The sequence below is a fragment of the Nitratireductor sp. J20-h4 genome, from assembly GCF_056780505.1.
On record NZ_CM165557.1, the window covers coordinates 1,841,783 to 1,855,009 of the forward strand.

Here is a 13,227-nt window from a genome sequence, read left to right on the forward strand (position 1 = left end):
AGCGCGGGCGGACCGCCGGCAACACGCCCACGACCGAACACGGGGTAGGGCGCCGGCGCGCCCGACCGCCAGCAGGCTGGCGGCTCCGCGGCGCGAAAAATCAGTTCTGCAGCGCCTCGATCTGGCCCGCGAACCAGGCGACGTCGTTTTGCCACACCGACCAGTCGGGATGTTTTTTCACCAGTTCCGACATGATGCGGTGGCCCTCGCGCAGATGCTCGATCGCCTTGGACGGCTCGCTCTCGGCCCGGTAGATCAGCGAAAATTTCGCGTGGCTGACCGCCACGTCGCGCTGCCAGTCGGGATTGGCCGGGTCTGAACCGGCAAGGTCCTCGATGATTTCCGCCCGGGCCTGATATTCGGCCATGGCGTCGGCATATTTCTGCTGCTCGTAATAGACGTCGCCGATCTTCTCATGCGCGATCGCCACGTCGCGTTTCCAGGTCACGTTGAGCGGGTCGGAGGCGGCAAGTTGCTGCCGGATTTCCAGACTGTCGCGCTGATGGGCCAGAGCCTTGTCCATTTTCTTCTGCGCGATCAGCACCTTGCCGATCTTCTCGTGCGACAGGGACAGATCCCGCAACCAGGCCCGGTTCTGCTCGTCCATCGCCACCAGCCGCTCGGCGACGTCCATGCGCTTGCGGTAGCTTTCAAGCGACGCGTCGAGATCGCCGAGCGCAAACTGCGCATCGCCGATCTTTTCGTCGGCGATCGCCAGATCACGCAGCCAGATGGTGTTTTGCGGATCGGTCTCGATCAGCCCCACCGTCGTCTTGCGGCTGTCGTTCAGGGTCTCCAGCGCCTCGTCATATCTGCCCTGCTGCAGCATGATGTCGGCGAGGCGGCCGAGCGCCACGGTCACGTCGCGCTGCCAAATCGCGTTGCGGTCGTTGGACTCGGCCAGTTCCTTGATAATGGCGTGCGCGCGTTCGAGCTTTTCGCGGGCAGGGACGAGGCGCCCGAGATAGATCTCGGCGTCGGCGACATACCATAGCCCCGCATAGAGGTCGAAACGCCAGCCGGCATTCTGCGGGTCCTTCTTCACCAGTTCCTCGCGGATCACCAGGCTCGCCTTGTGCGCTTCAAGCGCGCCCTCGAGGTCGCCGGTGGCCGCGCGGATGCGGCCGATGCGCTCGTTTGCGGTTGACAGGTCCCGTTTCCAGGTGACGTTGAGCGGGTCCTTCTCGGCGAGTTCGCGCGCCATTTCCGCACGCTGGCTATAGGCGTTGAGCGCCCCGGCCAGATTGCCCTGGGCAACCAGCACGTCGCCGATCTTTTCGTGCGACAGCGACCAGTCGCGTTTCCACACCAGATTGTCCGGATAGGCGCGCGACAGCGATGAGATGATCTTTTCGGCAGTCGAAAACGCCCGCAGCGCCGCCGTCAGATTGCCCTGCGAGACGCGGATGTCGCCGATCCGGTTGAACACCACCGAATAGTCGCGCCGCCAGACCGCGTTGTCAGGATCGCTGGCGACCATCTCCAGCAGGATGTCGCGCGAGCGTTCCAGCTTTTCGATCGCGCTGGAAAGCCGGCCCATGCTCACCTCGACATCGGCGACGTTCCACAGCGAACCGTTGACGTCGAAGCGCCAGTTCATGTTGTTGGGGTCGCCGGCGGCCAGCTCCTCGCGGATCGACAGCGCCCGGCCGAACGCCTCAAGCGCTTCGACGGAATATCCCTGCGAAAACAGCACCGATCCGATCCGCGTTGCGGAATAGGCGAGGTCGCTCTGCCACTCGGTATTGTTGGCATTGCTTGCCGCCAGCCGATTGACCGGCTCGGCGCCGGCATTGTACGCGGCGAGCGCCCCCGCCAGGTTGCCCTGCTTTTTCAACACGTCGCCGACCTTGCCCCACGCCACGCCGAGATCGCGCTGGAACAGCGTGTTTCCGGGGTCCAGATCGGCGATCTGCACGGCAGCGTCGAGCCGCCGTTCGAACGCTTCAAGAGCCCCGGCGAGATCGCCCATGTTCAACAGCACATTGCCGATCCGCTCATAGGCGACCGAATGGTTGCGAATCGCGTGCGGGTCGTCCGGGTTCTTGTCGACATAGTCCTGCGAAACCGCCGCGGCCGCCTTATAAAAGTCGAGCGCCCGGTCGAGGCGTCCCTGCGCCTTGGTGATGTCGCCCTGGCCGAACGCCGCCCAGATCCGGTTGCTGATCTGGCCGTCGTCGCGGGCCCGCGTGCTGGCCTCCCGGAAAGCGCGCAAGGCCTGTGCCGTCGAGCCGGAGTCACGCGAGGTATAGGCGAAATTCATCCAGGTCTGGATGTCCTCGGGCTGGAGCTCGGCGGCTTGCCCGAAAAAACGCGCCGCCTTGCCGACATCCTTCGGCCAGGCCAGCGAGGCGATATGGCGCGCCGCCTCGGCGGCTTCCACCCGCTGCGCGGTTTCGATCTCGGCCGCCGCGCGGGCCTGGGTCGCCTTGGTTTCCAGGACCTCGGTGAACAACTCCTCCGCCGCCGTCTCGTTGCCCTCGCGCAACAAAGCGAGCGCGCGCTCGGCGCGGTTGTCGTTGCGCTTGATCAGCGCCTTGCCGGCCTTGGAGATACCGTCGAGGATACGCTGGCGTTCCTCCTGGGTAAGGTCCTGCTGGCCATCGAGGCCGGCGCTGCGCACATAGGCCGCGCCGATCTCGGCCAGTTCCTGGTTGCGGGCGTTTTCCTGGCGCAGTTTCTCGACCTCGACGCGCAGGGCCACGGCCTGGGGGTCGCTGCTGCACGCATCCCCCGCCAGACAGGCTTCCGGCGCCCCGCCGCGGATCAGAATCTCCGGGATCTGGGTGAAATTCGCCGCCGTGGTGCGTTCGATCACCCGCTTGGAGACACGATCGAGCATTTGGGCGAACGGCGCCGTGGGCTCGTTCTCCATCCAGTGGAACAGGGCTTCGGCGAACGGCGAATGCGCGCCGGGCACCCCGTCCTGTGCGAGCTGGCCGGCACGGGTCGAGGTGATCAGCAGGAAGCGCGAGGCGCTGTCGGGCACGGCGAAACTGTCGAAGGAGAGGGGACGCGCACCGCGATCGACACATTGCTGCGCCTTGAACGGGTCGTTGCGGCAGGCGTCGAGAATGACGATTTTCTGGTCCGCCCCCTCCATGGCTTCAAGCACGTCGTCCAGAAGCACTTCGCGCCGCGCCTTCCAGGTGCCGCAGGATAGTTCCATGTCGGTGGGCGCCAGCACGTTGCCCTCGGCCGTCTGCATGCCGTGGCCGGCATAAAACACCAGCGCGACGCTGGCGCCGTCGGCCATATATTCGAAATCCTCGAGCGCGTCCTGCAGCGCGCCGCGATCGAGATCGAAGCAGCCCGGCGTCGCACCGTCGCAACTCATCACCTCGAAACCGTTATTCGTCAGTGTCGTTGCCAGCCGCGTGGCGTCGCCCACTGGATTGTTGAGCGCCGCCATGTTCTCATAGGCGTTGTTGCCGATGATCAACGCGACCCGTTCCGCTGCGGTCGCCATCGCGACAGGCAGAAACATCGTTGCGGCCGCGATCATGCCGAGCGCCTTAACGCATCGTCGCATTGCCATTACCACCCATTAAACCCGGCACAGGCCACTATATCATATGGGCGACAAGAAGGCCAAAGCGGCAAAGTCCCGTCAGGCAAGGCGTGTGTGGTGCGTCTTGATCTATCGCAAGGTGAAACGGCGACGTTCCAGCAAGATGGGATACAACAGCACAAACGGAGACGATCCATGTATGACACGATCCTCGTTCCGGTCGACCTCGCCGACAGCGACAAGGCGCCGACCATGATCGCCGCTGCCAGGACGATGGCCAATGACGGCGCGCGCATCGTGCTGGTGAACATTGTCGAGGATATCCCCACTTTCGTCGCCGCCGAACTGCCCGGCGGCATTATGGAAAAGACGCGCGACGAGGCCCGCAAGACCCTTGAGGCGATGGCGGCCGAACAGGGCGAGGGGGTCGAGATCGATGTCAGGGTCGGCCAGGCGGCCTCCGGCATCCTGGCGGTGGCGAAGGAAAAACAGGCCGACGTGATCGTGATCGCCTCGCACAAGCCCGGCCTGCAGGACTATCTGATCGGCTCGACGGCCGCCCGGGTCGTGCGCCACGCGGCCTGTTCCGTGCACGTCATGCGCTGACGATATCCGCGAGAGCCGCGGTCGCCGCGCGGCTTGTCGGGCGAGCAGGTTTCACGCCATAATCGGCGCGATGGTCGAGCAAGGCACCGTTTTGGCCGCGCCGCGCGCCGGCGCTTGCCGGAGTAGAGCGGGGAGTGCGGGCGAAGCCGGCGCCTGTGAACGTACCGGCGCCGACAAGGATGCCGCGCTCAAGCCGAAACCCAGACGCAAGACGCAGCGCCCGCGGCTCTACAAGGTCATTCTCGTCAACGACGATTTCACGCCGCGCGACTTCGTCGTGGCGGTTTTGAAGGCGGTGTTCCGGGTTTCCGAGGACCAGGGCCGGCGCATCATGATGACAGCGCACAGGCGCGGCGTGTGCGTGGTTGCCGTCTACACCCGGGACGTGGCCGAAACCAAGGCGACAGAAGGCACCGAGGCGGGCAAGGCGGCCGGCTATCCGCTGATGTTCACCACCGAACCGGAGGAATGAGGCGGCAGAGCCGCGATGGAGCGGCGGTTGCGAACCCGGCCCGTTTCACAGGTGCCGCACTCTCGGCCCTTCGTAGCAACCCGGCGATTTCGTAACTTCGCCGCCAAGTAGCCGTTAGCCTTTGCGCCGGCAATGACCGCTTCCCGACAAGCGGGGGGGGGGCTGTATCAGACGGAGGCGATCTTTCGAGAGAGTGCCACCAGTCCCAGACCACCAACGAAAAAGGCTAGGATAAGCCCGGAGATGCTTACTGCCACCTGTCCAATTCCAAGGTTTGCTACATCAATAAACGGATAGGGGTAAAATCCGCTCACTGCTCCTCTTGCCAGTGCATACACGCAATAAAACGCGGGCCAGATCAACCAAAGGAAAGCATGGCGGTGCTGCAGTCCTGCTTTATTGTCAAGCGTCAGCCACCAGATCAGGACAAGTATGGGAACAGCGGTGTGCAGCCCTTGATCGGCCCACCAGGCTAGTCCTTCGGGTTTCCAGAGGGTCGCTAGGACAAGGTGATAGACCACTCCGACCGCACAAATCCAAAGTGTCAGACCAGCGCTCCATGCTGCTGCGATACGCCCTGGTGACAGAGCGGCCGCGACGAACGTCGCCGCGACGAGGATATTCGTCAGAACGGTGAAATATCCTGCCATCCGCCACAAGACCGTGTTCCATCCCGGCGACCCCATCAGAGTCTCAGAGACCAGGTACTGCGCCATAAGAGACGACAGCGCCGTGATGGCTATCAATGAGGCAAAGAGCGTTCGCATAGATGATGATGTCCTCAGGTGAAATCAGCCTTTCGACTCCGGCACCACTGAAGTCGAAATGGGGCGGGGTGTGTTACGCCCTCAAACAAAGTCGCATAAGATAGATTATGGAACTTTTGGAACAGGCCGAATCAGCCGGAACGCCCGGATACCGGCCTTTTCGCTGCCCGGCGGCAGGACCGCCCGCCTGGCGTCGGCCCAGGCCGCGCGCCGCCAATGCTGGAAGATCGGCATCCACAGCCATGACAGGCCGCGCAGGCCGGTGTGGAAAACAGCAAGCACGAAACGCCGCCATCCGGTCTGCTGGCGCCGGTGATCGTCGATATAATCGAGCCCCGCACACTGAAACGCGTATCCGGTTTGCCGGCCGACTATCGTTTCCCTGTAGCGCTCGATATCCGGCGCCCGGCCGTAGAGCCTTGCATAGTCGTGCGTGGCGCGCGCGATGGCGACGCCGAGATCGTAGCGCGTATGCGCGCGCACACCGCTTGAAACCAAAAGCAGATGGGCCGAAATCGGACCCGTCATCGTCAGCCGTCCAGCCAGGCCATGATAGCGCCGCCAGGGACCGGCCACCGGCTCTTGTGGCGGCGTGTGCATTGCGGCGCGATAAATCTCGTAGAAGCGAATGATCGTCAGATAGGCGAATTCGGGATCGCCGCGCGTCGCGAGAAAACCCATCCAGCGCTGCGTCGTGCGCAGATAGATCCCGGCAAACAAGGTGTGGACGCGCCGTGCCGGCAGATCGGACATTGCGGCGAAGCATTGCTTGTCGGCCTCGATGCGCCCGACGACCGCCAAAGCCTCGCCCCGCAACTGCTCGACAAGGCGCGTCTCAGCCTGCCTGTCGTGGCCATCGCTCGGCCGCGGCCGCGTTGCGTCCCCCCCTGACATGAAACGATGATAGCAAAACCGGTCGAGCCGGTCACCCGCTGTCATCAAACGGCAATGTCGCCGACCGTTGCCCCGGCCGCGGCCAGCAAGGCGCCGGGCGCGCAGGAAAACACCGCGTCGTGCGCGCCGGCCGCCGCCCAGACGATGTCGAAATCGCACAAATCACGGTCGGCGAAGGCCGCGACCGGCTCCAGATGGCCGAGCGGCGCCACGCCGCCAATGGCGAAGCCGGTGCGTTCGCGCACCAGCCGCGGATCGGCGCGCGCCAGCTCCTCGCCGGCCAGCGCGGCCGCCTTGGCCTGGTCGAGCCGGTTGACACCCGACACCAGGAACAAAAACAGCTTCTGGCTCCGCGCACCCTGGAAAATCAGCGATTTGACGATCTGCGCGACGCCGACGCCGCATTGCGCGGCCGCTTCCTCGGCGGTGCGGGTCGATTCGCCCATACGTCGCACCTCGATCGACAGGCCGGCCGACGCCGCTGCCGCGCGCACGCGCTCAATGCTCTTGCTCACCGATTTTTTCCTTGAAATTCAATGGTTTTAAATCGAAAATTCAAATACAAGCCCATCATGGCCCGGCACCACGTGATCCGGCGTTTCGCGCAGCACAGTCTCATAATCGAGTGGCACGTGCATATGGGTCAGCACCGCCTTTTTGGGGGCCAGACGCCCGATCCAGCCCAGCGCCTCCTCCAGCGACAGGTGCGAGGGATGCGGGCGATATTGCAGCGCGTCGATCACCAGCAGATCGAGGTCGAACAGCCGGTCGACCGTGTCGGGCGGAAAATCGCTCACGTCCGGGCAATAGGCGAGGTCGCCGACACGAAAGCCGAGCGAGACGATCTCGCCGTGGATCTGCGGCAGCGGCGTGAAGGTCAGCGCGCCGCCCTCTCCCGTGATCGTCACGGCGGCGTCATGGTCGATCTCGTGCGCGTTCAGGATCGGCGGATAGGAACTGCCGGCCGGTGTCTTGAAACAATATGCGAAGCCGGCGCGCAGCCGCTCCAGCGTCTGGCGGTCGGCATAAATATCCATCAGCCGGCGCTGTTTGAGCACGAAGCCGCGCAGATCGTCGACCCCGTGAATGTGGTCGGCATGCGCATGGGTATAAAGCACCGCGTCGAGACCGCGCACGCCGGCGCGCACCATCTGCTCGCGAAAATCCGGCCCCGTGTCGATGACCACGCGTGTGGCGGCGCCGTCGGGGCGGATGCGCTCGACCAGCGCGGCGGCGCGCAGACGCCGGTTGCGCGGATTTTGTGGATCGCAGCGTCCCCAGTCGCCTGTAATGCGCGGCGTGCCCGGCGAGGAACCGCAGCCGAGGATGGTCAGCCGCAGACGGTCTGGCGCCGCGCTCATGAACGCGCGCCGGCCGGGCGCGGCACCTTGGAAAACAGGCGCAAGAAATTCTCCGTCGTCCTGGCGGCGAGGTCGTCCGGCGTCAGGCCGAGCGTCTCGGCCAGGACGGCGGCCGTGTGGGCGACGAAGGCCGGCTCGTTGCGCTTGCCGCGATGTGGCGGCGGCGCCAGATAGGGCGCGTCGGTTTCCACCAAAATCCGGTCGTGCGGCAGGTCGGCGGCGATCGCGCGCAAGTCGTCGGACTTGCGAAACGCGACAATGCCGGAAAACGACACGTAGCCGCCGAGCCTGACTCCGGTCTCGGCAAGCTGCCTGCCGGAAGAAAAGCAGTGCAACACGAACGGGAATGCTCCCCTGCCCGTTTCCTCCTCCAGGATCGCGGCCATATCGGCATCGGCGTCGCGGGCGTGGATGACCAGCGGCAGGCCGGTCTGGCGGGCGGCGGCGATGTGCCGGCGCAGGCCGGTCGCCTGGGCCGTGCGCGGGGCCTTGTCGTAAAAATAATCGAGCCCCGCCTCGCCGATCGCCACCACCTTGGGATGGGCTGCGAGCTGCACGAGTTTTTCGGTGGTGACGTCCGTCTCCTCGCCGGCATTGTGCGGATGCGTGCCGACCGAGCAGTAGACGCCGTCATAGGTCTCGGCGATCGCCAGGATCTCGGCGAAACGCCGGACCCGCGTCGAGATCGTGACCATCAGGCCGATGCCGGCGGCATGCGCGCGCGCGACCACCTGGTCGCGCTCCGGCGCGAAATCGGGGAAATCGAGATGGCAGTGACTGTCGACCAGCATGATGTTTCCGTTGTCAGCCGGCCGCAGCGCGATCCTGTTCGACATAACGCGGGAAAACCGGCGCCGGCGGCGGCAGCGGATCGCCCGGCGCCAACTCCTGGCCGAGATCGGCGAACGTCCTGTGCCCGGGGTCGACCGCCAGAAGATCGAGCAGCTTACCCGCCGCATCCGGTACGAAGGGCTGGCACAGGATCGCCACCCGCCGCACCGTCTCGGCCGTCACGTAAAGTACGGTTTGCATGCGCTGCGGATCGGTCTTTTTCAGCGCCCAGGGCTCCTGCCCGGCGAAATAGCGATTGGCTTCGGACACCACGCCGAAAATCGCGGCGAGCGCTGTGTGGATCGCCTGGTCGGCAATCGCCTTGCGGGCGGCGTCGAGCGCGCCGTCGCACTGATCAAGGATCGCCCGATCCGCGTCCGTCAGCGCGCCCTTGTCGGGCACCCTGCCCGCGCAGTTCTTGGCGATCATCGACAGCGAGCGCTGCGCCAGATTGCCGAGATCGTTGGCCAGATCGGCATTCGAGCGATTGACGATCGCGTCGTGGCTGTAGCTGCCGTCCTGGCCGAACGGCACCTCGCGCAGGAAGAAATACCGCACCTGGTCGAGGCCGTAATGCTCGATAAGCGCGAACGGGTCGACGACATTGCCGACCGATTTCGACATTTTTTCGCCCTTGTTGAACAAGAACCCGTGCGCATAGACGCGCCTGGGCAGCTCGATGCCGGCCGACATCAGGAAGGCCGGCCAGTAGACGGCGTGAAAACGCACGATGTCCTTGCCGATGAGGTGGAGATCGGCCGGCCAGTAGCGCCATTTCGATGCGCTCTCGTCGGGAAAGCCGCAGGCGGTGATGTAATTGGTCAGCGCGTCGACCCACACATACATGACGTGTTTTTCGTCGCCCGGTACCGGCACCCCCCAGGAGAAGGTCGAGCGCGACACAGACAGGTCGCGCAGGCCCGACTTGACGAAGCTGATCACCTCGTTGCGGCGCTCGGCCGGACCGATGAAGTCGGGATTGGCCTCGTAATGGGCAAGCAGCCGCTCCTGATAGGCCGAAAGCCGGAAGAAATAGGTTTCCTCCTCGTTCCACTCGACCGGCGAGCCGAGCGGCTCGCGACGCACGCCGTCCTCGCCGACCGTCGTTTCGCTTTCGTCGAAATAGGCCTCCTGGCGCACCGAATACCAGCCGGTATAGCGGTCGAGATAAATGTCGCCATTGTCGGCCATGCGCTGCCAGATCGCCTGGCTGGCCCGTTTGTGGCGCGCCTCGGTGGTGCGGATGAAATCGTCGTTCGAGCCGCCGAGCGCCGCGATCATGGTGCGGAAGATATCGGAGTTGCGGTCGGCCAGCGCCTGCGCCGAAACGCCTTCCTTTTCGGCCGTCTGCTGCATCTTCAGCCCGTGCTCGTCGGTGCCGGTGAGGAAAAACACGTCCTTGCCGTCGAGCCGGTGGAAACGCGCCAGCGCGTCGGTGGCGATCACCGTGTAGGCATGGCCGATATGCGGCTTGCCGTTCGGGTAAAAGATCGGCGTTGTCAGGTAGAAATTGTCTTGGGCCATGGAAAGTTTCTGTCCGAACGATGTGACGGCGGTGGGATAGCGCATTGCGGCTGCCATGGCCATCCTGCAATCGGCCGCGCGACCGGGGTGGACGGATCAGCCGGCGAGCGCGGCGTGCATGGCCCGCATTAGCCCGGCGACGTGTTGGCGCTTGTCGAGATTGTAGGTCTCGGCCTCGACGATGGCGCGGTTGGCGTCCTGCCAGAATTGCGACAGCGCGTTCGCCCGCGCCAGGGCGCCGGAATGCGCGGCCTCGACCGCGAGCGCCGCGGCATGATCGAGAACGTGGCGGTTGAAGAGCGACAAGGCCATCGTCCGGTCCCGCGCGGCGGCCGCGTCGGCAAGCCGCCACGCCTTGGCGACGTCGAAACGCGCGCCGGTGGCGATCTCCTCGATCGCCGCGGCGATTTCCAGCCCGCCATACTGGGTCAACAGGATCGCCTCGCGCACGCTGCCGCCGGCGCGCGCCGTCAGCGCCTTCGCCGTATCCGTGTCTTGCGGCGCAATGCCCAGGTTGGCCAGAGCGCTGGCGAAGGCGGTCTCGTCGAGCGGCTGCAGCCGCACGATCTGGCACCGCGAGCGGATGGTCGGTAAAAGCCCGCCCGCCGCATGCGAGATCAAGATGAACTGGGTACGCGCCGGCGGCTCTTCCAGGCTCTTCAACAAGGCGTTGGCCGCGTTCTGGTTCATGTCGTCGGCCGGGTCGATGATCACCACCCGGTAGCCGCCGTCATGGGCGGTATAGGACAGGAAGCGCTGGACCTTGCGGATTTCCTCCACCGTGACGGCGGTGCGGAACGCCTTGGTGCGTTCGTTGAGGGGACGTGTCAGATGCAGGACCGAGGGATGCCCGCCATTGGCGATCAGCTTGAACGGCGTCGTTTCGGGATCAGGCGCGGCAAGGGTTTCGGGCGCGTCGGCAGCATCGGGATAGCGCAACAGATGATAGGCGAGATGAAACGCCAGCGTCGCCTTGCCGATGCCGCGCGGCCCGGCCAGCACCAGCGCATGGTGCAGCTTGCCGGCCCGATGCGCCCGGGCGAGCCGGGCGGCGACCTCTTCGTGGCCGAACAGAACCGGGTTTTCGGCCGGCTCGGGAATCTCGTCGAGCGTGTCGTGCTGCGGCGCTCCGCTGCGTTCGATACTCATTTTTCGGCTGCCACCATCTCGTGTCGTTCGAGCAGGTCGGCGACGTGACCGGCAATGGTCGCGGCGACCTCCTCCTCGCTTGCCGACGCGTCGATCACCTTGCAGCGCCCGGGATCGCTGCGGGCGATATCGCGGAAGGCATCGCGCCGCCGTTGGTGAATGTCCAGCGTTTCCTTCTCGTAACGATCGGCCTCCCCTTCCCCGCGACGCGCATTGGCCCGGTCGAGCCCCTCGACCGGATCGATGTCGAGGATCAGGGTCAGATCGGGAATCGTCTCGTTGACCGTGACCCGTTCCAGCGCGGCCATGAAACCGGGATCGAGCCCGCCGGTGACGCCTTGATAGACGCGCGAGGAATCCATGAACCGGTCGCACAACACGATCGTGCCGCGCTCGAGTGCGGGGCGAATCACCTGTTCGACATGATCGGAACGCGCGGCGGCGAACAGGATCGCCTCCATTGCCGGCCCGAACGGTTCCGCGCCTCCCGACAACAGCACGTGGCGGATCGCTTCGGCGCCCGGCGAACCGCCCGGCTCGCGCGTGACCAGCACCTGGCGCCCCTGCGCGCGCAGCGTATCGGCCAGAATGCGGATCTGGCTCGATTTTCCGGCGCCCTCGCCGCCCTCGAAGGTGATGAACAATCCACGCTGCACGGCCGATGCGCCCTTTCTCCGGCTGTCGGCCGCCTTCTTACTGCCGGGCGCCGGCAAAATCCATGCATGCCGCGCGCGGCGAGGACGGGCTGCGCCGAGGCGCGTCAGCGCAGCCAGCCGATCAGCAATTCCTCGATCGCATCGAGCGCGCGTCGGTGCAGCGGACCGACATCGACATCCTCGGCCGCAAACAGCGGGGTTTCCTGGCTGAGCGTATCGCCGACCCACACTTTCAGCGCGCCGACCGGCGTGCCGGCCGACACCGGCGCGGTGACTGGGCCCTCGTAGACGATGCGCGCGATCAGGCGGTCGCGATTGGTGATCGGGATGAAGATCGAGACCGGCCCGTCGGCCTTGAGCGCCACCCCGGTCTTGGCGCCGCCGAACAGCTTTGCCTCGCCGACCACCTCGCCGGCGCCGAAAATCTCGCGCTTTTCGAACGCCCGCATGCCCCAGTCCAGCACCTTGCGCGCCTCCTCGGCGCGCACGCTGGCGCTCGACATGCCGCTGAGCGCGACGAACAGGCGCCGATTGCCGCGCTTGGCAGAGCCGACGATGCCGTAGCCCGATTCCTCGGTGTAGCCGGTCTTCAGCCCGTCGGCGCCGATATCCATCTTCAACAGCGGATTGCGGTTCGACTGCTTGATGTTGTTCCAGGTGAAGTCGGGCTGCGCGTAATAGCGATAGAACTGCGGATATTCGCGCCAGATATGCAGCGCCAGCCGGGCCAGTTCGCGCACGGTGACCACCTGGCCGTCGGCCGGCAGGCCGGTCGCGTTCTTGAACACCGATTTTTCCAGCCCGATCGCGCGCGCCCGCTCGGTCATCAGCTGGGCGAAGTTCTCCTCGGAGCCGGCCATGCCCTCGGCAATGATGATGCAGCCATCATTGGCCGATTGCACGATGACGCCCTTAATCAAATCTTCCAGCCGGATCGAGGATTTGAGCTCGGCGAACATGGTCGAGGTGCCCGACGGCGCGCCGCCGGTCCGCCAGGCGTTTTCGGAGACCAGAAATTCGTCGTCGAGCGACAGCCGCCCCGATTTGACGGCGTTGAACACCACCTCCATGGTCATCAGCTTGGCGAGCGAGGCTGGCGGGATCAGGGCGTCGGGATCTTTCGACAACAACACCGTGCCGGTCTCGGCGTCGATCATGAAGGCGGATTGGGCGCGGGTTTCGAAAAGCTGCGCCCGGGCCGGCGGCGAATACGCCACAGCCACGGCGAAAACGCCGATCAAGGCGGTCACGACCGCCCGGTATTTCGCATATGTCACGCCAACACCCCGTGTCCTCGCGGCGCCGCGCCCCTTACCGCGTCAAGCGCGCGCGGGCACCGTCCGAAAGCCCCGGGCGAACCTAGAACCGTTCATCGCCAAATGGAAGCGGTCGGGTGGAATGGAGTTTTGGTTGGCGCCGGCAGGCGACCCGCGAGCACACGTCCCGCGCCCGGCCG

General features: G+C 65.3%; 12 protein-coding genes. 2 read left to right on the top strand and 10 right to left on the bottom strand.

From position 1 onward, the window contains the following. Positions 1 to 100: 100 nt before the first annotated feature. Positions 101 to 3,532 (bottom strand): caspase family protein, encoded by a 3,432-nt coding sequence (locus tag ACT2B0_RS09005; RefSeq protein WP_473463775.1) that lies wholly within the window; start codon positions 3,530 to 3,532, stop codon positions 101 to 103. 174 nt (positions 3,533 to 3,706) lie between these two features. On the opposite strand from ACT2B0_RS09005, the gene ACT2B0_RS09010 reads away from it, so the two are divergent. Together ACT2B0_RS09010 and clpS are read left to right on the top strand one after the other, a co-directional pair. After that, positions 3,707 to 4,117 carry a universal stress protein gene (locus ACT2B0_RS09010; protein ID WP_473463777.1) on the top strand — a complete coding sequence of 137 codons (411 nt, stop codon included), beginning with the start codon at positions 3,707 to 3,709 and terminating at the stop codon, positions 4,115 to 4,117. Between the two features lie 70 nt (positions 4,118 to 4,187). Then, complete coding sequence (clpS, locus tag ACT2B0_RS09015; RefSeq protein WP_473463779.1) at positions 4,188 to 4,589, top strand: ATP-dependent Clp protease adapter ClpS; 402 nt, start codon at positions 4,188 to 4,190, stop codon at positions 4,587 to 4,589. A gap of 167 nt (positions 4,590 to 4,756) precedes the next feature. Here clpS and ACT2B0_RS09020 read toward each other — a convergent pair whose 3' ends face one another. From ACT2B0_RS09020 to ACT2B0_RS09060, 9 genes are all read right to left on the bottom strand, one after another. Beyond that, positions 4,757 to 5,356 carry a Pr6Pr family membrane protein gene (locus ACT2B0_RS09020; protein ID WP_473463781.1) on the bottom strand — a complete coding sequence of 200 codons (600 nt, stop codon included), beginning with the start codon at positions 5,354 to 5,356 and terminating at the stop codon, positions 4,757 to 4,759. Positions 5,357 to 5,461: 105 nt separating this feature from the next. After that, positions 5,462 to 6,295 (bottom strand): DUF5995 family protein, encoded by an 834-nt coding sequence (locus ACT2B0_RS09025; protein WP_473463784.1) that lies wholly within the window; start codon positions 6,293 to 6,295, stop codon positions 5,462 to 5,464. Next, complete coding sequence (locus ACT2B0_RS09030) at positions 6,295 to 6,765, bottom strand: YbaK/EbsC family protein (protein WP_473463786.1); 471 nt, start codon at positions 6,763 to 6,765, stop codon at positions 6,295 to 6,297. Before ACT2B0_RS09030 ends, ACT2B0_RS09025 begins: the two co-directional genes overlap by 1 nt. A 27-nt stretch (positions 6,766 to 6,792) precedes the next feature. Further along, entirely contained in the window at positions 6,793 to 7,611 is an 819-nt protein-coding gene (locus ACT2B0_RS09035; protein WP_473463789.1) for an MBL fold metallo-hydrolase, read from the bottom strand. Beyond that, positions 7,608 to 8,402 carry a TatD family hydrolase gene (locus tag ACT2B0_RS09040; RefSeq protein WP_473463791.1) on the bottom strand — a complete coding sequence of 265 codons (795 nt, stop codon included), beginning with the start codon at positions 8,400 to 8,402 and terminating at the stop codon, positions 7,608 to 7,610. The genes ACT2B0_RS09035 and ACT2B0_RS09040 overlap by 4 nt, the downstream gene beginning before the upstream one ends. Positions 8,403 to 8,415: 13 nt before the next feature. Then, positions 8,416 to 9,966 (bottom strand): methionine--tRNA ligase, encoded by a 1,551-nt coding sequence (gene metG, locus ACT2B0_RS09045; RefSeq protein WP_473463794.1) that lies wholly within the window; start codon positions 9,964 to 9,966, stop codon positions 8,416 to 8,418. Positions 9,967 to 10,062: 96 nt separating this feature from the next. After that, positions 10,063 to 11,115, bottom strand: a complete 1,053-nt coding sequence (locus ACT2B0_RS09050; RefSeq protein WP_348488552.1) for a DNA polymerase III subunit delta' — start codon at positions 11,113 to 11,115, stop codon at positions 10,063 to 10,065. Then, a complete protein-coding gene (tmk, locus tag ACT2B0_RS09055; protein WP_348488560.1) occupies positions 11,112 to 11,771 on the bottom strand; it encodes a dTMP kinase in 660 nt (219 codons plus the stop codon). The genes ACT2B0_RS09050 and tmk overlap by 4 nt, the downstream gene beginning before the upstream one ends. Before the next feature lie 104 nt (positions 11,772 to 11,875). Next, positions 11,876 to 13,012: a D-alanyl-D-alanine carboxypeptidase family protein gene (locus ACT2B0_RS09060; RefSeq protein ID WP_473465878.1), complete on the bottom strand. Its 1,137-nt coding sequence runs from the start codon at positions 13,010 to 13,012 to the stop codon at positions 11,876 to 11,878. Between the last annotated feature and the right edge of the window lie 215 nt (positions 13,013 to 13,227).